At 64.9% G+C, this 19,160-nt stretch carries 18 protein-coding genes; 11 read left to right on the top strand and 7 right to left on the bottom strand.

What is annotated here, in order from left to right; all coding sequences use genetic code 11:
* Positions 1-76 precede the first annotated feature (76 nt).
* Entirely contained in the window at positions 77-1,054 is a 978-nt protein-coding gene (locus tag AC2FLM_RS18705; RefSeq protein ID WP_234218601.1) for a sterol desaturase family protein, read from the top strand.
* 61 nt (positions 1,055-1,115) lie between these two features.
* Positions 1,116-2,111: a 2-dehydropantoate 2-reductase gene (locus AC2FLM_RS18700; protein ID WP_496859457.1), complete on the top strand. Its 996-nt coding sequence runs from the start codon at positions 1,116-1,118 to the stop codon at positions 2,109-2,111.
* An 85-nt stretch (positions 2,112-2,196) separates the two neighbouring features.
* Here the strand turns inward: AC2FLM_RS18700 and AC2FLM_RS18695 are convergent, their stop codons facing one another.
* Positions 2,197-3,675, bottom strand: a complete 1,479-nt coding sequence (locus tag AC2FLM_RS18695; protein ID WP_234216495.1) for an inorganic phosphate transporter — start codon at positions 3,673-3,675, stop codon at positions 2,197-2,199.
* Between the two features lie 92 nt (positions 3,676-3,767).
* On the bottom strand, positions 3,768-4,226 hold the full coding sequence (locus AC2FLM_RS18690) for an NUDIX hydrolase (protein ID WP_234139393.1): 459 nt from the start codon (positions 4,224-4,226) through the stop codon (positions 3,768-3,770).
* A 289-nt stretch (positions 4,227-4,515) separates the two neighbouring features.
* Here AC2FLM_RS18690 and AC2FLM_RS18685 point away from each other — a divergent pair, with 289 nt between their 5' ends.
* The gene (locus tag AC2FLM_RS18685; RefSeq protein ID WP_496859456.1) at positions 4,516-6,120 is read left to right on the top strand and encodes a GMC family oxidoreductase; all 1,605 of its coding nucleotides are present in this window, start codon (positions 4,516-4,518) and stop codon (positions 6,118-6,120) included.
* Between the two features lie 40 nt (positions 6,121-6,160).
* Here AC2FLM_RS18685 and hrpB read toward each other — a convergent pair whose 3' ends face one another.
* On the bottom strand, positions 6,161-8,611 hold the full coding sequence (gene hrpB / locus AC2FLM_RS18680) for an ATP-dependent helicase HrpB (RefSeq protein ID WP_496859455.1): 2,451 nt from the start codon (positions 8,609-8,611) through the stop codon (positions 6,161-6,163).
* A 221-nt stretch (positions 8,612-8,832) separates the two neighbouring features.
* On the opposite strand from hrpB, the gene meaB reads away from it, so the two are divergent.
* The 4 genes from meaB to AC2FLM_RS18660 all read left to right on the top strand — a co-directional run bounded on the left by meaB (position 8,833) and on the right by AC2FLM_RS18660 (position 11,373).
* A complete protein-coding gene (gene meaB / locus AC2FLM_RS18675; protein ID WP_234182976.1) occupies positions 8,833-9,810 on the top strand; it encodes a methylmalonyl Co-A mutase-associated GTPase MeaB in 978 nt (325 codons plus the stop codon).
* A 200-nt stretch (positions 9,811-10,010) separates the two neighbouring features.
* Complete coding sequence (gene rpmB / locus AC2FLM_RS18670; protein ID WP_234139397.1) at positions 10,011-10,298, top strand: 50S ribosomal protein L28; 288 nt, start codon at positions 10,011-10,013, stop codon at positions 10,296-10,298.
* A gap of 199 nt (positions 10,299-10,497) precedes the next feature.
* Positions 10,498-10,848 carry a hypothetical protein gene (locus AC2FLM_RS18665; protein WP_234218605.1) on the top strand — a complete coding sequence of 117 codons (351 nt, stop codon included), beginning with the start codon at positions 10,498-10,500 and terminating at the stop codon, positions 10,846-10,848.
* 45 nt (positions 10,849-10,893) lie between these two features.
* Complete coding sequence (locus AC2FLM_RS18660) at positions 10,894-11,373, top strand: copper chaperone PCu(A)C (protein ID WP_496859454.1); 480 nt, start codon at positions 10,894-10,896, stop codon at positions 11,371-11,373.
* A gap of 52 nt (positions 11,374-11,425) precedes the next feature.
* Here the strand turns inward: AC2FLM_RS18660 and AC2FLM_RS18655 are convergent, their stop codons facing one another.
* Together AC2FLM_RS18655 and AC2FLM_RS18650 are read right to left on the bottom strand one after the other, a co-directional pair.
* Positions 11,426-12,430 carry an ornithine cyclodeaminase family protein gene (locus tag AC2FLM_RS18655; RefSeq protein WP_496859453.1) on the bottom strand — a complete coding sequence of 335 codons (1,005 nt, stop codon included), beginning with the start codon at positions 12,428-12,430 and terminating at the stop codon, positions 11,426-11,428.
* Positions 12,427-13,125: an NAD-dependent deacylase gene (locus AC2FLM_RS18650; protein ID WP_234170235.1), complete on the bottom strand. Its 699-nt coding sequence runs from the start codon at positions 13,123-13,125 to the stop codon at positions 12,427-12,429. The genes AC2FLM_RS18655 and AC2FLM_RS18650 overlap by 4 nt, the downstream gene beginning before the upstream one ends.
* A gap of 44 nt (positions 13,126-13,169) precedes the next feature.
* Here AC2FLM_RS18650 and AC2FLM_RS18645 point away from each other — a divergent pair, with 44 nt between their 5' ends.
* Positions 13,170-13,631, top strand: coding sequence for a low molecular weight protein-tyrosine-phosphatase (locus AC2FLM_RS18645; RefSeq protein ID WP_496859452.1), 462 nt, complete (start codon positions 13,170-13,172; stop codon positions 13,629-13,631).
* A 285-nt stretch (positions 13,632-13,916) separates the two neighbouring features.
* Here AC2FLM_RS18645 and AC2FLM_RS18640 read toward each other — a convergent pair whose 3' ends face one another.
* Positions 13,917-14,882 (bottom strand): LysR family transcriptional regulator, encoded by a 966-nt coding sequence (locus AC2FLM_RS18640; protein ID WP_234139403.1) that lies wholly within the window; start codon positions 14,880-14,882, stop codon positions 13,917-13,919.
* 77 nt (positions 14,883-14,959) lie between these two features.
* Here AC2FLM_RS18640 and hisD point away from each other — a divergent pair, with 77 nt between their 5' ends.
* A complete protein-coding gene (hisD, locus tag AC2FLM_RS18635; RefSeq protein ID WP_496859451.1) occupies positions 14,960-16,261 on the top strand; it encodes a histidinol dehydrogenase in 1,302 nt (433 codons plus the stop codon).
* A 48-nt stretch (positions 16,262-16,309) separates the two neighbouring features.
* Here hisD and AC2FLM_RS18630 read toward each other — a convergent pair whose 3' ends face one another.
* On the bottom strand, positions 16,310-16,627 hold the full coding sequence (locus tag AC2FLM_RS18630; protein WP_234139405.1) for a hypothetical protein: 318 nt from the start codon (positions 16,625-16,627) through the stop codon (positions 16,310-16,312).
* A gap of 375 nt (positions 16,628-17,002) precedes the next feature.
* Here AC2FLM_RS18630 and lepA point away from each other — a divergent pair, with 375 nt between their 5' ends.
* Together lepA and AC2FLM_RS18620 are read left to right on the top strand one after the other, a co-directional pair.
* Positions 17,003-18,802 (top strand): translation elongation factor 4, encoded by a 1,800-nt coding sequence (gene lepA / locus AC2FLM_RS18625; RefSeq protein ID WP_234218611.1) that lies wholly within the window; start codon positions 17,003-17,005, stop codon positions 18,800-18,802.
* Between the two features lie 77 nt (positions 18,803-18,879).
* A partial coding sequence (locus AC2FLM_RS18620) for a transposase (RefSeq protein WP_496859450.1) occupies positions 18,880-19,160 on the top strand: 281 nt, incomplete at its 3' end.

The following is a 19,160-nucleotide window of genomic DNA, read 5'->3' as shown; positions in this document are numbered from 1 at the left end:
CTTATTTTACAATATTTTCTGTTTTTCATGGGAAGTCAAAGCTGTCACGGTTTGTTGCATCCTTGGGGAGCTTCCGATGACCAAACCGCAGTTGCCCGGATGGGCGCACATTCCGGAAACACCAATTCTGGTTTCTCCTTTCTTTTCATGGCCACCTGACCCGCGCCGCATGGTGCGCTGGGTTGCCGCGCGGTGGCTTGGCATCGCCGAGAACGTGATCGTGCTGGCCCTGGCCGTGATCAGTTGGACCTGGCTGACGCCGTCGCTTGACCGTATGGCCACCCTGTCGCCGGATTGGATTGCGCTCATCTGGTTGCGCAACATCGGGCTGATGCTGCTGGTTGCGGGCGGGCTCCACCTGTTCTTCTTCCGTCGCAAACTGCAGGGCGACCGCCTGAAATTCGACCCGCGCCCGCTATCGGACAAGGGGCGGCAGTTCAGCTTCTCAAACCAGATACATGACAACATGTTCTGGAGCCTGACCAGCGGTGTCGGCTGCTGGACGCTCTGGGAGGTGGCAATCCTGCATGGCATGGCGCGCGGCTGGCTGCCGATGCTGATCCCGTCCGAACATCCTGTCTTTTTCGTCTTGATCCTGCTGCTGACTCCGGTCTGGATTTCGTTTCATTTCTATTGGATTCATCGGGCGTTGCATTGGGGGCCGCTCTATCGGCTGGCGCATGCCCTGCATCATCGCAACGTCAATGTCGGTCCGTGGTCCGGTCTGTCCATGCACCCTGTCGAGGCATTTTTCTTTTTCTCCTCCGTCGTGATCCACCTGATCGTGCCGTCACACCCCCTGCACATCCTGTTCCACCTGTTCCATCAGGGCCTGACGGCGGCCAGTTCGCATACCGGTTTCGAAAGCCTGCTGGTGCGCGATCGCAAGACTTTGGCGCTGGGCACCTTCCACCACCAGATGCACCACCGCTACTTCGAGGTGAACTATGGCAATCTGGAAATGCCATGGGACCTCTGGTTCGGCACTTTCCATGACGGCACACCCGAAGCGCACGCCCGCCTGAAAGACCGCCGCCAGCGCCGTGCGCAATAGCGCCGTTGCCTTGGCGCCGGATTCACCCAATGATAGCGCCGGGGAAAGGGGGCCCGGGGGCATGCACATAACCATAGCGGGCGCGGGCAGCATCGGCTGTTTTTGCGGCGGCTTGCTGGCGCTCGGCGGGCATGACGTTACCCTGCTGGGTCGCGCGCCTTTGCTGGCGCGGATCGCAGCGCATGGCCTGCGTCTGACTGATTATGGCGGGCTCGACCTGCGCCTGGGCGCCGACCGGCTGACGCTGGCCACAGATCCCGCCTGCCTTGCGCAGGCGGAACTGGTGATCGTCACGGTCAAGACCCCGGCCACCGCCGACATGGCCAGCGCCATCGCCACCCATGCCCCGGTTTCCGCGCCGGTCCTGTCCTGGCAGAACGGATTGGAAAACGCCCGCCTGCTGCGCACCCGTCTGCCCGGGCGCGACATTCGTGCCGGTATGGTCCCCTTCAACGTGGTGCCGATGGGCGAGGCGACATGGCACCGGGCGTCCTCCGGCGATATCGTGATCGCGGCGGGGCCGGACGGGCTTGGCGCGGCACTCTCGGTACCCGGCCTGCCGGTCAGCGAGAGTCTGCGGATTGAGGCGGTGCAATGGGGCAAGCTGGTGATCAACCTCAACAATGCGCTCAACGCGCTGTCCGGGCTGACACTGGTCGAACAACTCTCGGATCGCGCCTGGCGCCGGTTGATGGCCGATCAGATGGCCGAGGCACTGGGCGTTTTGCGCGCCGCCGGCATTCCGGTTGCGGCGACCACGCCGCTGCCGGCCTGGGTCTCTCCGCATATCCTGAGATTGCCGAACGGGCTGTTCACCCGCATCGCCGCCCGCATGCTGACGGTCGACCCCAGCGCCCGCAGTTCGATGGCCTATGATCTGGATGCCGGTCGCGCGACCGAAATCGCCAGCCTTCAGGGAGAGATCACCCGGCTGGGCCGCGCCCATGGTGTCGCTACCCCGATCTGTTCCCGCGTCGCCGCCCTGATAGACTCCGCGACGGCCAGCGGCACGACCGCACCCCGTCTGAGTGTTGCTCAGATCGCCCCACCGGACTGACGCTCCCGCCTGTTCTTCTGTTGAAAAATACCTCGGAGCGCGAGGCAGGGCCTCGCAATCCTGTCCTCACCGCGTACGCAAAGGGTCAGACAAAGCTGTTCAGGATCGCAAAGATCACGCCCGACATCAGTGCCGCCGCCGGGACCGTGATCACCCAGGCCGCCACGATGGTCATGAAATGCGACCGCCGCACCAGCTTGCGCCGGCGCCGCTCTTCCAGTGGCAGGCGCTTGGCCGGGGGCCGGTTGTTGCGGTTCTGACGCAACCGGCGCTCGGAATGCCATTCGCGGTAGAATCCGACGCCGAACACCCCGCCAACGGCGATATGGGTCGAACTGACCGGCAGGCCCAGCCAACTGGCCACGATCACCGTGATCGCCGCCGACAGAGCCACGCAATAGGCCCGCATCGGGTTCAGCTTGGTGATCTGGCTGCCCACCATGCGGATCAGCTTGGGCCCGAACAGGAACAGGCCGAACGAGATGCCAAAGGCACCGATCACCATGACCCAGAAGGGAATGGCCACCTTGGCGGCAAAACTGCCCGCCTGGCTGACATGCACGATGGCCGCCAGCGGACCCACCGCATTGGCCACGTCATTGGCGCCATGGGCAAAGCTCAACAGCGCCGCCGACAGCACCAGCGGCAGGCCGAACAGCGCCTTGATGGATTTGGTGCGGTTTTCCATGCCTTCCGACTTGCGCTTGATCCAGGGGATCGTCACCGCCCAGACCAGCAGGGCGGTTGCCAGCCCGATCATCAGGGCGGTCTGCAAATCGATCTTGACGATCTTCTTGATGCCCTTGACCGACAGATATGTGGCAAATGTGCCCGCCATCACCGCCACAAGGATCGGCACCCAGCGGCGCGCGGCGGCAATCTTGTCGGGCTGATACTGAATGCGGTGCTTGATCAGGGCCAGAAACAGCGCCGCGATCACCCCGCCCAGAACCGGAGAGATCACCCAACTGGCCACGATGGCGCTCATGGTCGACCAGTCCACCGCCGACAGGCCGGCGGCGGCGATGCCCGCGCCCATCACGCCACCCACGACCGAATGTGTGGTCGAGACCGGAGCCCCCACCCAGGTCGCCAGGTTGACCCACAGCGCAGACGAGATCAGCGCCGCCATCATCGCCCAGATGAAGACCTGGGTATCGGCCACCGAATTGGGGTCGATGATCCCCTTGGAGATGGTCGAGACCACATCGCCGCCCGCAAGCAGGGCGCCGGCGCTTTCCGCCACCGCCGCGATGGCAATCGCCGCACCCATGGACAGGGCATTGGCGCCCACCGCCGGGCCCATGTTGTTTGCCACGTCATTGGCGCCGATATTGATCGCCATATAGGCGCCGAAGGCCGCAGCGGCGACCACAACGATCCCACCCGGTGTACCACCCAGTGCAACCATCGCGGCCAAGGCCGCCAGGACGATAAAGGCCAGTGCGATGCCGGTCCCCACCAAGGGGCGCGCGGCATAAGCGGTCGCGGTCTCGATCCGGCTGATCCGGTTCAGGTCGGCATCCAGCCGACCCCACTGGGGCTTGGTCTTGCGGTCGCTCATGATATCCTGTTCGGCTCCATGCGGGTCGCGCGCGGCTTAGACCGCGCAGCCCCTTGGCGCAACAGGTGCATCATAAATTTGTCGTAACGCTGTTACAATTGCCGCAGCAGGTCCTGCAATTGCGGTTCCTGCACCATGTTGGCGGCCTCTGAAGGTGCGACCCAGCGCAATTGCCGGCGCCCGGCCTCGGGATAGATATCCGAAAGCTCGTCTACCAGCATCCGATAGACATAGGTTTCCACCGGTTCCACGGTGCCGTTCTTGCGGCGCTTGCCATAACCGAAGGTCCCGATCGGTTCGTCCTCGACCCGGGCGCGACGTACGCCAGCCTCTTCCCAGGCTTCCTGAAGCGCGGTTTCGGGACCGCTGAGCCCTTCGATAGGCCAGCCCTTGGGCACGATCCAGCGTCCGGTATCCAGACTGGTGATCAGCAAGACCTCGGGCCCGCCAATGGTGGGGCGCAGGCACAATGCCGCGACTTGCGTCCGTTTCGGACGGAGAAACATGGGACGGACCAACTCGGTCCAGGCGGTGTGGACTCGTGACTTCATCTGCTCACCCTCGGCACCTGTTCTGCGAGTTTTCGGCGCTTGTGGAAATCTGACCGATATTTGTGTGTTTTCTGCGAAAAATCAACAAAGAACTTTGAAAACATGGAGTTTCAGTGCCCAAAGCCCGAGATTTTGGCATATCTGGGCCATGTATTCGGGCGCCCGCAGGATGAAACTGCTCTCGTGCGGGGCTGGTCTGGAAAATCTCTCTCCACGAGAACTCGGGCCGATTGCATATCTTGATTGCATCGCTGCCGCCAATCGGCAAGCTGGCGGGCAGGGGAGAGACATGAGCGAAAACCTGACAGGCGATTACGACTATATCATCGTGGGTGGAGGCACCGCCGGATGCGTGCTGGCCAACCGGCTCAGCACCGACCCAAAGATACGGGTGCTGTTGCTCGAAGCGGGCGGAAAGGGCCATTATCACTGGGTCCATATCCCGGTGGGTTACCTTTATTGCATCGGCAATCCGCGCGTCGACTGGATGATAAAGACCGCCGCCGAACCCGGCCTTAATGGCCGAAGCCTGGTCTATCCGCGCGGCAAGGTGCTCGGCGGCTGCACCTCGATCAACGGCATGATCTACATGCGCGGGCAGGCGGCCGACTATGACGGCTGGCGGCAGATGGGAAATACCGGCTGGGGCTGGGACGACGTACTGCCCTATTTCCGCCGCTCCGAGGATCACCACAAGGGCGAGAGCGACCTGCATGGCGCCGGGGGCGAGTGGAAGGTCACCACCCAGCGCCTGAGTTGGGAGATCCTGCGCGCCTTTCAGGAGGGCGCGCGCGAGTTCGGATACGAGCCGACCGAGGATTTCAACAGCGGCACCAACGAGGGCTCGGGCTTTTTCGAGGTCAATCAGAGAAACGGCGTGCGCTGGAACACCACCAAGGCATTCCTGCGCCCGGCAATGAACCGCCCCAACCTGCGCGTCCTGACCCGGGCAGAGACGCAGCGGCTGATCCTCGACGGCAAGCGCGTCACCGGCGTTGTCTTCCGCCACAAGGGGGCAGAGCACAGGGTCACGGCGCAGGCCGAGGTGCTGCTGGCCGCTGGCGCCATCAACTCGCCCAAGCTGATGGAGCTTTCCGGGATCGGCCAGCCCGACCGCCTTTCGGCGCTGGGCATCGCCCCGGTGCACGACCTGCCGGGCGTGGGCGAGAACCTGCAGGATCACTTGCAGATCCGCACCGTGTTCAAGGTCTCGAACACGCCGACCCTGAACGAGACGGCCAATTCGCTGACCGGTCGCATCGGCATCGCGCTGAAATATGCACTGACCCGCTCGGGCCCGCTCAGCATGGCGCCCAGCCAGTTCGGCATGTTCACCAAATCCGACCCCGCGCTGGAGACGCCGGACCTGGAGTATCACGTGCAACCGCTTTCCACCGACCGGCTGGGTGACCCGCTGCATGCCTTCCCGGCGATCACGGTTTCGGTGTGCAACCTGCGACCAGAAAGCGTGGGCGATTGCCACATCACCAGCGCCGAACCCGACCCTCAGCCGCATATCCGGCTGAATTACCTCAGCGCCCCGCGCGATCAGCAGGTCGCGGTCGCCGCCGTCAAACAGGCTCGCCGGATCATGACGGCCAAGGCGCTCGCGCGCTACGCTCCAGAGGAATTCCTTCCCGGCCCACAGATCGCCAGCGATGCCGACCTTCTGCGTGAGGCCGGTAACATCGCCACCACGATCTTTCACCCGGTGGGCACCTGCAAGATGGGCAACGACCCGATGGCGGTGGTCGCCCCCGACCTGCGTGTGCACGGGCTGTCGGGCCTGCGGGTGATCGACGCCTCGATCATGCCCAAACTCGTCAGCGGCAACACCGCCTCCCCGGTTATCATGATCGCCGAAAAAGCCGCCGACATGATCCGAAACGGCTGAGACAACTGAGATTTTTCGACGAAAAATCTCTGGCTCCACCTCACCCTTTGCGCGGCTTGGCCCTCAGCGTCGGATCGGCCGCGCGCGGGTCTTCGGGCCACGGGTGCTTGGGGTATTGCGCCCGCATGTCCTTGCGCACATCGGCATAGGAGCCGTCCCAGAAACCCGGCAGGTCGCGGGTGATCTGGATCGGGCGCTGGGCGGGCGAGAGCAGTGTGATCTTGAGCGGTACGCCCGCCACCATCGGATGCTGCGCGACGCCGAACATTTCTTGCAGGCGCACCGAGATCTCCGGGACTTCGTGCTCGTAATCGATGGGCACCCTGCGCCCCAGGGGGGTGACAAAGGCGCCAGGCGCGCGGGTATCCAGTTCCTGACTCTGGCTCCAGTCGAGGCGCGCTTTGAGCGCGGGCAGCAGGTCGAAGCGTTTCCAGTCCTCGGCGCTTCGTACCCCTGACAGCATCGGCAACAGCCAGTCGTCGACCGTGTCGGTCAGTCCGGCCTCGGAGAAATCCGGAAGATCGGCGCCTTCGGTCCGCAGCAGTTCGACCCGCCGAGCCAGCCGCGCAGCGGCTCCGTCGAGGCGCAGACCCAGATCGCGCACTCCGTCAAGCATGGCCCGCGCGACCGCATCCTCGGGCACATCCTTCCAGACCCGGTCGCTCAGGCTAATCGCGCCCAACCTCTCTTGTTGCCGCGCAATCACCCGGCGTTCACGGCGGGACCATTCGCAGATGTCGATCCGAGTGATCTGGTTGGCAAAAAGATCACGCAACTCGGCCTCGCCGATCCGCGCCGCCATCCGGATGCGGGCCTCGCGCGGGTCGCCATCGGTGTCGATGGCCACCAGATAGGGGGCGCTGGCCAGCCCCTCACCGGGGTCCAATGCGGCGCCCTTGCCGCCCGACAGGACGAAACGGGGTGCCTCTCCCTTGCGGCGCTGGCCGATCCGATCGGGGTAGGCGAGTGCGGCCATCGCGGCAGGGCTTCTGCCCCCTGCGGGTGCCTTTGCCTGTTTTTCCAGCCGCCGCGCCTCGGCCCTGATCCGGTCGAGCACGCCCATATTGACCTCGTAAGGACGCTCGCGACGGAACCGGGACGGATCGCGCAGGGCCGCGACCCGAAGGTCCAGATCGGCGGGCGCGCCGCGCAACGGATCGCGTTCGGCCATCAGCGCAGCCAGCGGGGCGGCGTCACGCCCGGCAAGCGCCAGCATGTGCCCCAGCCGTGGATGCAGGGGAAGCGTAGCCAATGCCCGCCCGTGATCGGTGATCCTCCCCTGCGCATCGAGCGCGCCGAGGAAAGCGAGCAGCGCCCGTGCTTCGGTCAACGCTCCTTCGGGCGGTTGGGTGACGAAGCCAAGTACCTCGGGCTCGGCCCCCCAAAGCGCCAGTTCCAGTGCCAGCCCGGTCAGGTCCGCCGCTTCGATCTCGGCGGGTGGAAAGGCGGTCAATGCTCCTTCTTCGCCGCGGGTCCAGAGCCGGTAGCAGATGCCCTCGGCCACGCGGCCTGCGCGCCCCGCCCGTTGCGTCGCCTCGGCTCGCGTTACCCGATCCGTGACCAGCCGCGTCATGCCGGAGCCAGGATCGAAACGTGCCCGGCGCGCCTGTCCCATGTCCACCACTACCCGGATATCGGGAATGGTCAGCGAGGTTTCGGCGATCGAGGTCGCGAGCACCACCTTGCGCCCTTCAGCGGCAGGGGCCAGCGCCGCCCGCTGCGCGGCAAAGGGCATGGCACCGAACAGGGGTCGCAGGGCGCAACCGTCGGGCAGGCGGGAGGATAGCAGTGCCTCTGCCCGTCGGATCTCGCCCTCGCCGGGCAGAAAGACCAGAAGGCCGCCGCCCATATGCCGGGTCTCGGCCTCGGCCCGCGCGACGAGATCAGCCAGCGCCTCGACCCGTCGGGCCCTCGGCCCCAGCGGACGGTCGAGCCAGCGGATCTCGACCGGATAGGCGCGACCCTCGGAGGTGACCATCGGCGCGTCCATCAGCGCGGCCACCGGGCTGGCATCAAGTGTGGCCGACATCGCGAGAAGGATCAGGTCGTCGCGTAGCGCCGCGGCCACTTCGAGACACAGCGCCAGCCCCAGATCGGCATTGAGCGAGCGTTCGTGAAACTCATCGAAGATCACCGCGCCGATTCCGGGGAGGTCGGGTTCGGACTGCAACATACGGGTCAGGATACCTTCGGTCACAACTTCGATCCGGGTCGCCTTGGAGACCTTGGCCTCGCCCCGGATGCGATAGCCCACCGTCTGCCCCACGGTTTCGCCCAGCGTCTCGGCCATGCGCTCGGCTGCCGCCCGTGCGGCTAGGCGGCGCGGTTCCAGCATCACGATCCGCCCGCGCGTCAGCCCGGCCTCGAGCATGGCCAGCGGCACCCGCGTGGTCTTGCCAGCGCCCGGTGGGGCCTGCAACACCGCCCGGCCCTGCTTTTGCAGGGCAGCGATCAGGTCGGGCAGGGCGTCGTCGATGGGCAGGCGTGTCATGTCGCCTTATCGCCAGAGCGGAGGGGGCAGGTCCAGAGCCATTCGGCGGCTCCGGGTGACGCGCGGTGGCGACATTGAGTATTTGAGACCAGAAAGAAGCTGCACCGGCAGCGCAGGTATTCGGGCACGCGGCACAGGGACAATCCGGCGCATCCCGTGGGTCGGCTCTGGACAAACCGGGTCCCGCTCCGCCATTCAGGGCAAAATTCGCGAGGACCGGCATGGATATCACACAGCTTGGTGACAGGATACTTTCGGGCGACCGCCGGGCGCTGGCGCGGGCGATCACGCTGGTGGAAAGCCGCCGCGCCGACCACCGGGCCGAGGCAACGGTATTGCTCGATCGGCTGGCCCGCTCCGAGCGGCAGGCGCTCAGGATCGGGCTTTCGGGCACGCCGGGCGTCGGCAAGTCCACCTTCATCGAAAGCTTCGGCATGATGCTGGTGGGGCAGGGGCTGCGCGTCGCGGTGCTGGCGGTCGATCCCAGTTCGGCCCGCTCCGGCGGCTCGATCCTGGGTGACAAGACCCGGATGGAGCGCCTGTCACGCGAGCCCAATGCCTTTATCCGCCCCTCGCCCAGTCAAAGCCATCTGGGCGGTGTCGCGCGCCGCACACGTGAGGCGGTCAGCCTGTGCGAAGCAGCAGGGTTTGACGTGGTGCTGATCGAGACGGTCGGTGTCGGACAGTCCGAAACGGTGGTGGCCGAATTGTCGGACCTGTTCCTGTTGCTGCTGGCGCCCGCCGGTGGTGACGAGTTGCAGGGCGTCAAGCGTGGCATCATGGAAATGGCCGATCTGATTCTGGTCAACAAGGCGGATGGCGAACTGAAATCCACCGCGACCCGGACCTGCGCCGACTATGCCGGCGCGCTGCGCCTGTTGCGCAAGCGCGTGCAGGACCCGCCGGGCTTTCCCAAGGCGCTGACCGTCTCGGCGGTCGAGGAGGCGGGGCTGGATTCCGCATGGGCCGAGATGCGCGCGTTGTCGGACTGGCGGAGGGAAAACGGGCATTGGACAGCCAACCGGGCCGAACAGGCGCGCTACTGGTTCGGACAGGAGGTGCGTCATGCTCTGCTTGCCCGGCTGGAAACGCCACGTGCACGGGCCGAGATGGACCGGCTTTCCACTGCCGCCGCTCAGGGGCAGTTGACGCCCGCCAGCGCCGCCGAGCAGATGCTGGGCTTTCTGAACGAGGAATGAGGCTTTCCTCTTGTCGTACTCAACCATGCCGACCCGCCAGGGGGCCACGAGACAACGCAAAGAATCCCATCCAGCCGTCTTGACCCTCGCCGCGATTCCCACTACACGCATCCAACCAGTTTTCGGGCGCGACTTCGGGTTGCGCCCCTTGTGATTAGACGGATGGTTCGCCCCCGTCACCAGATACGAAGGAAGAGACCATGTCGCGCCGCTGCGAACTGACCGGAAAAGGCCCGATGACTGGCAACAATGTCAGCCATGCAAACAACAAGACCCGCCGTCGTTTTCTGCCCAACCTGAACGATGTGACCCTGCAGTCCGAAACCCTGGGCCGTGGTGTCAAGCTGCGTATCTCGGCGTCGGCCCTGCGCTCGGTCGATCACCGGGGCGGTCTGGACGCGTTTCTGGCCAAGGCCAAGGACGAGGATCTGTCCGACAATGCTCTGAAGGTCAAGAAAGAGATCGCCAAGGCGCAAGCCGCGGCCTGATCCTGCCGATCCGCTGATTTCGGGAACCCCGTGCGCTTCGCGTACGGGGTTTCTCTTTTTGGGACGAAACCGGAAAACGGTACGTTTTCCGGCCCGATTTCCTTTGGAAATCGGTCTCCTGACAGACCGGCGTCCTGCTGTCGCAGGAGGTTTTTTGCCCTTGCGGAACGGGAGTCTGGAGCAGATATCGGTTAACAGAATGACAGCCCCGGTGCGGATATCCATTGCGCTTGCGCTCTCGCTGCTTGTCGGGCTGACCGGTCAGGGGCTGGCCAATTCGCGCGGGATGAGCGCCGCCGTCGCTCAGATGGAGATCTGTACCGGCACCGGGCCCGTCATTCTCTACATGGATGCCAAAGGGCAGCCGACTGCCCCGCCGCATTACTGTCCGGACTTCGCGCTGATGCTGCTGGGGGCGCTGTTGCCCGATGCCGCTGCCGCGCCCGTCCCACCGCAACAGGCCCTGCCTGTGCCGGACCGGACACAACCCAGCCTGATTGCCCGTATTCTCTCTGCCGTTCCGGCGCGAGCTCCGCCCGCCTTGATCTGAGAACGTTCACTCAGACAGATCAAGACATGACAAAGGAGAGAGACCATGTCGTTGAAATACAAGGTGCTGGCTGCGGCCGCGACCCTTACCCTTGCAACTGCAGCCTGGGCCGGTGAGATCATCGTGGTCGACGACGCTTATGCGCGCGCGTCGGGTGCCAATGCCAAGGCCGGCGCTGCCTTCATGATGATCCGTAATACCGGCGCCGAAGATGATCGCCTGGTTGAGGCCCGTTCGGACGTGGCCGCCAAGGTCGAACTGCATACCCACAAGATCAACGATCAGGGCGTCGCGCAGATGATGCACGTTCCCGAGGGCTTCGATATCCCTGCCGGTGGCATGCACGCGCTTGCGCGTGGAGGCGATCATGTGATGTTCATGGGGATCAAGGCGCCGTTTGAGCAGGGAGCCTTGGTGCCGGTGACGCTGGTGTTTGAAAAGGCGGGAGAGATCGAAGTGGAGATCCCCGTCGACCTGGAGCGTCAGGATGGCGGTCATGGCCACATGAAGAAGAAATCGAACTAGGGCCAGGGGGCTACGCCTGTCTTCAGGCTGCGCGGCAGCCCTCATCCAAGCGTCAGGCCGGGCTTTGGCCCGGCCTGGTTGCGTCTGGCCAAACAGTTGCGCGGCCAGCGCCCGTCGCCTGCGCGCGCTGCAGCGCGAGGGCGGCGATGGCGAAATCGGCGATTGCCGGACCCCGAAACAGGAATCCGGCGCGGCGGGTCGAATCGTGCCGGTTGACGCTTGTCTTGTGTCCGTCTTCTCCGAGCAAAGCCGCCAGATCGCCGCGAACCTGCGCGGGGTCGATCATCGGCCTTGGATTGGCGGCCTCTTGCGCCCGGTCGTCGATATAGAGCGGGTCGAGCGCGGCCAGTCCCTCGGGCAGCCAGGGCAGGCCCGTATCGGTCAGGCTGGCAAAGGCGCCGGGCTTCAGCCAGCGGGCATCCAGGAACGGTATCATCTGGTGATCAAGGGTGACCGAGGAAACCACCAGATCGGCGTCGGCGATGGCGTGGTGCGGGGTGTCTGCGATCTCGACCTCCAGCCCCCGCGCGCGGGCGGCCGCGCCCAGCCGGGCGATATTCTCGGCCCCGCGCCCGAAAACGACTGCCCTTTGCAACGGAAAGAGATCGCAGAACGCAGCGAGATGCGCGCGCGCCTGGGCGCCGGCGCCGACAAAGGCCACCACGCGTGCCGCCGGATCAGCCAGCCGCCGCGCCACCAGCGCGCTGAGGCCGGCGGTGCGCATCCGGGTGATCCAGCCCGCCTGCATCAGGGCCAGCAACTGGCCGGTTTCACTGTCCTGAACCAGCAAGACGCCCTCGGTCCCGGGCAAGCCGCGTACCGGGTTGTCGGGGCTGACCATCACCGATTTCACCACGGTCAGGGAGGGGGCGTCGCCGGTCGCAAGCGTCGTCATCACATAGCGCCCGTCGCCGGGCAGCAGCGCCGATTTCGGTGCCACATGCACTGCCCCGCGAAGCTGTGCCCGGATCGCGTCCTCAAGTGCCATCTGAACCTCGGCGGGTGTTACGCCAAGCCCCCCGAGGTTGCGATCGGAGAGGATCAGGAAATCGCTCATCCCCGCAGGCCCAGCATGTCCGACACCCAGTCGGGCACGACCCGACTGGCCGGGCCGAACCGCGTCTCATCGAAGTTCGAGGCGACGGCCGAAGGTTCGAGGTTCAACTCGATCGTCCGGGCGCCACTGGCCGTGGCTTCCTGCACGAAGCCTGCCGCCGGATAAACCTGCCCCGAAGTGCCGATGGCGGCAAACAGGTCAGCGCTGGCGAGGTGGTCAAAGATCGTATCCATGAAATAGGGCATCTCGCCGAACCACACCACATCGGGCCGGGCCGATGGGCGGGTGCAGGCGGGGCAGGGGGTGGTGGTGTCCATCGTCTCGGGTGCCACCCAGCGGTGGCCGCACCCGGCGCAAAGCGCGCCTGCCAGCGTGCCATGCATGTGGATCACGCCGCGGGCGCCGCCGGCCTCGTGCAGCCCGTCCACGTTCTGGGTAACGATTACCACTTCGCCGGGCCAGTCGCGTTGCAGCCGGGCCAGTGCGTGATGGGCGGCATTGGGCTGGGCGGCAGCCGCCTGAACCCGGCGGGCATTGTAGAATTCGTGGACCAGCACCGGATCGCGGGCAAAGCCCTCGGGCGTTGCCACATCCTCCAACGGATATTTCGTCCAGATACCGCCTGCGTCGCGAAAGGTTCCCAGCCCGCTTTCCGCCGAGATCCCGGCACCTGTCAGAATGACGATCTTTCTCATATCACTCCGCTCGCCTATAGGTTCTGCGGAAACAGGAGCCCCGCATGACCCACCGTATCCTCTTTGTCTGTCTAGGCAATATCTGCCGCTCGCCCGCAGCCGAGGGTGTGTTCCGCGCCCTGATGCCCGAAGCCGGGACCGACAGTGCCGGAACCGGTGGCTGGCATGTAGGTGAACCGCCCTATGGCCCGATGCGGGCGGCAGCTGCGGCACGGGGGATCGATCTGTCGGATCTGCGGGCGCGACGGTTCGTGGCGGGTGATTTCGATCTGTTTGATCTGATCCTCGCGATGGATGCCCAGAACCTGGCCGATATCGAGGCGCAACGCCCGCCGGGCAGCGCAACGCCGGTACGGCTGTTCACCGACTATGCGCCCGAGAGTGGCGCCACCCATGTTCCCGACCCCTATTATACCCGCGACTTCGACGGGGCGCTGGATCTGATCGAGATGGCGGCGCACGGATTGCGCAAACGACTGGTTGCGGGGGCGCTGCTGCCGGGTTGAGAAGCCGTTGCGGCGGAAGCTGAGCGCCTGAGCCTGGGAACTGCCACCCGTTCGGGGGGCGTTTCGCGGTTCGAGCGTCCGAGGCTCTTCACGATGCAAGTCCCAGCACACTTTTAGAAAACCGGAAACTGCCCGCTTATCTTGCGCAAACTCGACGGCGCCCTCTTGCCCGGTGGGGGCAAGACAGGGCTTGATCCCGTCGTCCTGCTTCTTCGAACCGGTGCGCCCGATGTCCCGACACGCCCTCATTCTGCAAGAGCGCCCGCAAGCGGGACGGTGGTGCGCTCAGCTTTCGATCACGCGCAATTCGCCGCCCAGCCACGGAAGCCGCGCCACCGCGGGGTCGATGATCTGGCTCTGCACCAGCCGCCGCATGGTCTCGGCCACGTCGCGCGGCACGCGGTCGGCCCAATCGGCGCCCGCAAACAACGAGATACGGCGCGAGAAGGCGGCAAAGGGCAGGGCAAAGGCCTCGACATCGTCATGAAATCGCTCTGCCCGCATAAAGCCCAGCGGCGTCGTCACCGCCCAGCCCAGCCGCCGCGCCACCATCGCCATCAGCGCCAGGTGCGAGCCGATCTCGAAACGCTCTTCAAAGTCGAGTTTCTGACGAGCCAGATGCGCCTCGATCTGGCGTCCGATCAGCTGTTCCCGCGCATAGCGCAGCAGTGGCAACCCCTGCAGGGATGCAAGCATGTCGCCACCCTTGGGCACCACGCCACGCGGCGCCACCAGGATGAAGGGATCGCGCACCAGCGGGTATTCGACGATTCCGTCATGTACCTCGCCCGAGGTCGCGGCCACCGCGATATGCAGCCGTCGCGCCTTCATCGCTTCGCTTATCTCGTGGCTGGGTGCGGTGATCAACTTGAACCGGCACTTGGTCAGACTATCGGCCAGCAGGGTCGCCAGCCGCGGTGTCAGGTCGTTGTCGAAATCGTCGATCAGACCCATGCTGAGCGTGCTCAGATGGGTCAGGTCCATCACCGTCAGTTCGCTCTGCGCCAGACGCAGCTCGCTCAGTACCGTTTCCGCGCGGGGCAAGAACGCGCGTCCGGCGGGTGTCAGCACCATCGGGCGGCGCCCATGGTCGACCAGATCGGTGCCAAGCGCCTGCTCCAGGTTGCGCAGTTGCTGGCTGACGGCGGGTTGGCTCAACCCCGTCTGCGCCGAAGCCTGGGCCACCGATCCGGTGCGCGACAGCGCCTCGAACACTTCCAGACCGCGCAGGGTCACGCCTTTCATCAGCATTTCGATCGCTCCGATCAGTTTTGCATTTTCTTAAACTATCCTGACCTTGGGTCAAGTGAGGAAAACAGGAACACACCATGACGATCACGGTTTTGAAATCCGCCCCCGGTCTGCCGCCCGCACCACAGGGCGATGCGGCGGACGTGGTGCAGGTGATGCTGGCGCGGCTTCGGTCCGAGGGCGAGGCCGCCGCACGCGACTATGCCGCGCGGCTCGATGGCTGGACCGGCGAGATCGTGGTGAGCCCCGATCAGGTCGCGCGCGCCAGCGAACAGGTGCCCGAGGACCTCAAGGCCCAGATCCGCTATGCCCATGACAATATCCGCCGCTTTGCCGAGGCACAGCGCGCCTCGGCGCTGGATTTCCAGACCGAGCTGCGCCCGGGCCTGATCGCCGGGCAGAAACAGATCCCGCTGTCGGCGGCCGGGGCCTATGTGCCGGGTGGGCGCTATGCCCATATCGCCTCAGCGCTGATGACGATCACCACGGCGCGCGCCGCTGGCGTGCCGCAGATTACCGCCGTTTCGCCGCCGCAGCCGGGGCGCGGGGTTCATCCGGCGATCCTCTACGCCATGTCGCTGGCGGGGGCCGACCGCATCCTGGCGCTGGGTGGGGTGCAGGGGGTGGCGGCGCTGGCCTTCGGTCTCTTTGGCGCGCCGCCCGCCGATATCCTGGTGGGTCCGGGCAACCAGTTCGTGGCCGAGGCCAAGCGCCAGCTGTTCGGCCCCGTGGGCATCGACATGTTCGCTGGCCCCACCGACAGCCTGGTGATCGCCGACGCCACCGCCGATCCGATCACCGTCGCCTGGGACCTGGTCGGACAGGCCGAGCATGGCTACAACTCGCCGGTCTGGCTGGTCACCGACGACCGGGTGCTGGCCGAGGCGGTTCTGGCCCATATCCCCGCCTGCATCGCCGATCTGCCCGAACCCAACCGCTCCAGCGCGCAGGCGGCCTGGGATGCCTTGGGCGAGGTGATTCTGTGTGAGGATCGTGAGGAGATGGCCGCCACCGCCGACCGTTATGCGCCCGAGCACCTGCATGTGCAGGCCGCCGATCTGGACTGGTGGCGCGGACGCCTCATGGCCTATGGTTCGCTGTTCCTGGGGGAACTCACCACCGTGGCCTTTGGCGACAAGGCCAGCGGCCCCAACCATGTGCTGCCCACTTCGGGCGCGGCGCGCTATACCGGCGGGCTCAGCGTACACAAATTCCTGAAAACCGTGACCTGGCAACAAGTGGAGCCGCAGGCGCTGCCCGATCTGGCCCGCGCCACCGCCACCATCTCGCGCGCCGAAGGGATGGAGGGGCATGCCCGCACCGCCGATATCCGGCTCGAAAAGCTGCGCCCCGCGCTCAGGCAGGTGAACGCGGGCTAAATGGGCTTAGGGGGCGGGCTTCGACCCGCCACCGCCATTTACGGGAGGTTACTGGCAGATCGCCTGCGCCAGCTCGCCAAAGGCCTTGTAGCGCTTCCACAGCGCCTCGTCGCTGCTCTTGTCCGACATCCGCACCACCTGGGCCTGATGCGGGTCGCTGAACCATTTGGCGACCTTGCGCCGCTCGCTGCGGTTCAGCGCCTTGTTGGCCGCTTCCTGGATACAGCCACAGCGCTCGATGGTGGCAGCGTCGCGGCCGCTCTGCCGGCAGGCCTGATTGATCACACCCGGCGCGGCAATGGCCTGCACCGGCATCATGGTTACCAAAAGGGCAGCACCCAGCGCCCCCGTCAAAATCCGTTTCACGTCCTGGCCTCTTGCTCTGCCACGGGGTCTGCCGCCCCGCCTGTCGGGCGACACTATGGCAAAAGAGTCGGCAGGGATCAATCGGCTGCGGTAAATGGAATGTGAGGGTGGCGGGAATGTGATCGGCGAGATGCACGCGCTGCCTTCAAACAGGCGTTGACTCGCGCCCAGAGAGTTCCTGCGCCAATATCCAAGCCCTGTTAATTCTCAGAGCCCATCGGATTTGGGAGCTGCTTTAGTGGTTCATTCCGGTCGTTACCGTGGCCGTTGGGTGTCGCGGTGCGATTGCCCTTGGACGTTTCTGCCAAAATGCGGCGGTTGTGGTCGTTCGATCCACCTTGACCAAACCAAGATTCCTCATCATATGCCCAATCCATGACAGACCTCGCCCACATCCGCAATTTCTCCATCGTCGCCCATATCGACCATGGCAAATCCACCCTTGCCGACCGGCTCATCCAAGAGACCGGGACGGTGCAGGATCGTGACATGAAGGAGCAGCTGCTCGACGCGATGGATATCGAGCGCGAGCGGGGCATCACCATCAAGGCCAACACCGTCCGCATCGACTATACCGCCGACAATGGCGAGACCTATGTGCTGAACCTGATCGACACGCCCGGCCATGTCGACTTTGCCTATGAGGTCAGCCGCTCGATGCGCGCGGTCGAGGGCTCGCTCTTGGTTGTGGACAGCACCCAGGGGGTCGAGGCGCAGACGCTGGCCAATGTCTATCAGGCCATCGACGCCGACCACGAGATCGTGCCGATCCTCAACAAGATCGACCTGCCCGCCAGCGAATGCGACCGGGTGGCCGAGCAGATCGAGGACGTGATCGGCATCGACGCATCCGGCGCAATCCGGGTCAGTGCCAAGACCGGCGTCGGCATCCACGAAACGCTCGAGGCCATCGTGCATCACCTGCCCGCGCCCAAGGGCACCCGCGACGCGCCATTGAAGGCGATGCTGGTGGACAGCTGGTATGACAGCTATCTGGGCGTCATCGTGCTGGTCCGCATCATGGACGGCGTGCTGAAAAAGGGCATGCGGGTCAAGTTCATGTCGAACGGCACCCTGCACCATGTCGACCGCATCGGCGTGTTCCGCCCCGCCATGCAGATGATCGACAGCCTCGGCCCGGGCGAGATCGGCTTTCTCACCGCGTCCATCAAGCAGGTGCGCGACACCCGCGTCGGCGACACCATCACCAATGACCGCAACGGCACCGAGGTCGCGCTGCCGGGCTTCAAGCCCGCCCAGCCGGTGGTGTTCTGCGGCCTCTTCCCGGTCGACAGCGCCGAGTTCGAGGACCTGCGCGACGCGATCGAGAAACTGGCGCTGAACGACGCCTCCTTCTCTTACGAAATGGAAACCTCGGCCGCGCTTGGCTTTGGCTTCCGCTGCGGCTTCCTTGGCCTGTTGCATCTCGAGGTCATCCGCGACCGGCTGGAACGCGAATACGATATCGAGCTGATCACCACCGCCCCCAGCGTGGTCTATCACGTCTTCATGAAAGACGGCGAGATGCGCGAGCTGCACAACCCCGCCGACATGCCCGACCTCAGCAAGGTCGACCATATCGAGGAGCCGCGGATCAAGGCCACCATCCTGGTGCCCGATGAATACCTGGGCGATGTGCTGAAACTCTGCCAGGACCGGCGCGGCATCCAACAGGATCTGAGCTATGCGGGGTCCCGCGCCATGGTGGTCTATGACCTGCCGCTGAACGAGGTCGTGTTCGACTTCTACGACCGGCTCAAATCGGTGACCAAGGGCTATGCCAGCTTCGACTACCAGCTGACCGGCTATCGCGAGGACAGCCTGGTGAAAATGTCGATCCTGGTGAATGACGAGCCGGTGGACGCGCTGTCGACCATGGTGCATCGCGACCGGGCCGAGGCGCGCGGGCGGGCCATGTGTGAAAAGCTCAAGGACCTGATCCCCCGCCACATGTTCAAGATCCCGATCCAGGCGGCCATCGGGGGCAAGGTCATCGCACGAGAGACCCTCTCGGCGCTGCGCAAGGACGTGACCGCGAAGTGTTACGGCGGCGATGCGACCCGGAAGCGCAAGTTGCTCGACAAGCAGAAGGCGGGCAAGAAGAAGATGCGCCAGTTCGGGAAGGTGGATATCCCGCAGGAGGCGTTTATTTCTGCACTCAAAATGGACAGCTGAAGCTGCTCGTCTTAGGCTCCAGACCCATTGATTTTGGTCATCTGCCGTGATTCAGGGCTCGCAAGGAGACCTGAATGATGAGCAACCTTTTTTGGCTGAGCGAGGCGCAGATGGAGCGTCTGAAGCCCTTCTTCCCGAAGTCGCACGGGAAGCCTCGTGTTGATGATCGGCGCGTTCTGAGTGGAATAATTTTCATCAATCGCAATGGCTTGCGATGGTGCGATGCGCCGAGGGAATATGGCCCGGCGAAGACGCTCTACAACCGCTGGAAGCGTTGGAGCGATAACGGCATCTTCGCCCGCATCCTGACAGGCCTGGCTGCCGAGGGGACTGAGCACAAGACGATCATGATCGACGC

The organism is Ruegeria sp. SAZD011 (genome assembly GCF_059612545.1).
This window is presented reverse-complemented; position numbering and strand designations above follow the sequence as displayed.

Excerpts from the sequence above, each read along its gene's own strand:
- AC2FLM_RS18705 (WP_234218601.1), top strand. The coding sequence starts at position 77 with ATGACCAAACCGCAGTTGCCCGGATGGGCGCACATTCCGGAAACACCA.
- AC2FLM_RS18700 (WP_496859457.1), top strand. The coding sequence starts at position 1,116 with ATGCACATAACCATAGCGGGCGCGGGCAGCATCGGCTGTTTTTGCGGC.
- AC2FLM_RS18695 (WP_234216495.1), bottom strand. The coding sequence starts at position 3,675 with ATGAGCGACCGCAAGACCAAGCCCCAGTGGGGTCGGCTGGATGCCGAC.
- AC2FLM_RS18690 (WP_234139393.1), bottom strand. The coding sequence starts at position 4,226 with ATGAAGTCACGAGTCCACACCGCCTGGACCGAGTTGGTCCGTCCCATG.
- AC2FLM_RS18685 (WP_496859456.1), top strand. The coding sequence starts at position 4,516 with ATGAGCGAAAACCTGACAGGCGATTACGACTATATCATCGTGGGTGGA.
- hrpB (WP_496859455.1), bottom strand. The coding sequence starts at position 8,611 with ATGACACGCCTGCCCATCGACGACGCCCTGCCCGACCTGATCGCTGCC.
- meaB (WP_234182976.1), top strand. The coding sequence starts at position 8,833 with ATGGATATCACACAGCTTGGTGACAGGATACTTTCGGGCGACCGCCGG.
- rpmB (WP_234139397.1), top strand. The coding sequence starts at position 10,011 with ATGTCGCGCCGCTGCGAACTGACCGGAAAAGGCCCGATGACTGGCAAC.
- AC2FLM_RS18665 (WP_234218605.1), top strand. The coding sequence starts at position 10,498 with ATGACAGCCCCGGTGCGGATATCCATTGCGCTTGCGCTCTCGCTGCTT.
- AC2FLM_RS18660 (WP_496859454.1), top strand. The coding sequence starts at position 10,894 with ATGTCGTTGAAATACAAGGTGCTGGCTGCGGCCGCGACCCTTACCCTT.
- AC2FLM_RS18655 (WP_496859453.1), bottom strand. The coding sequence starts at position 12,430 with ATGAGCGATTTCCTGATCCTCTCCGATCGCAACCTCGGGGGGCTTGGC.
- AC2FLM_RS18650 (WP_234170235.1), bottom strand. The coding sequence starts at position 13,125 with ATGAGAAAGATCGTCATTCTGACAGGTGCCGGGATCTCGGCGGAAAGC.
- AC2FLM_RS18645 (WP_496859452.1), top strand. The coding sequence starts at position 13,170 with ATGACCCACCGTATCCTCTTTGTCTGTCTAGGCAATATCTGCCGCTCG.
- AC2FLM_RS18640 (WP_234139403.1), bottom strand. The coding sequence starts at position 14,882 with ATGCTGATGAAAGGCGTGACCCTGCGCGGTCTGGAAGTGTTCGAGGCG.
- hisD (WP_496859451.1), top strand. The coding sequence starts at position 14,960 with ATGACGATCACGGTTTTGAAATCCGCCCCCGGTCTGCCGCCCGCACCA.
- lepA (WP_234218611.1), top strand. The coding sequence starts at position 17,003 with ATGACAGACCTCGCCCACATCCGCAATTTCTCCATCGTCGCCCATATC.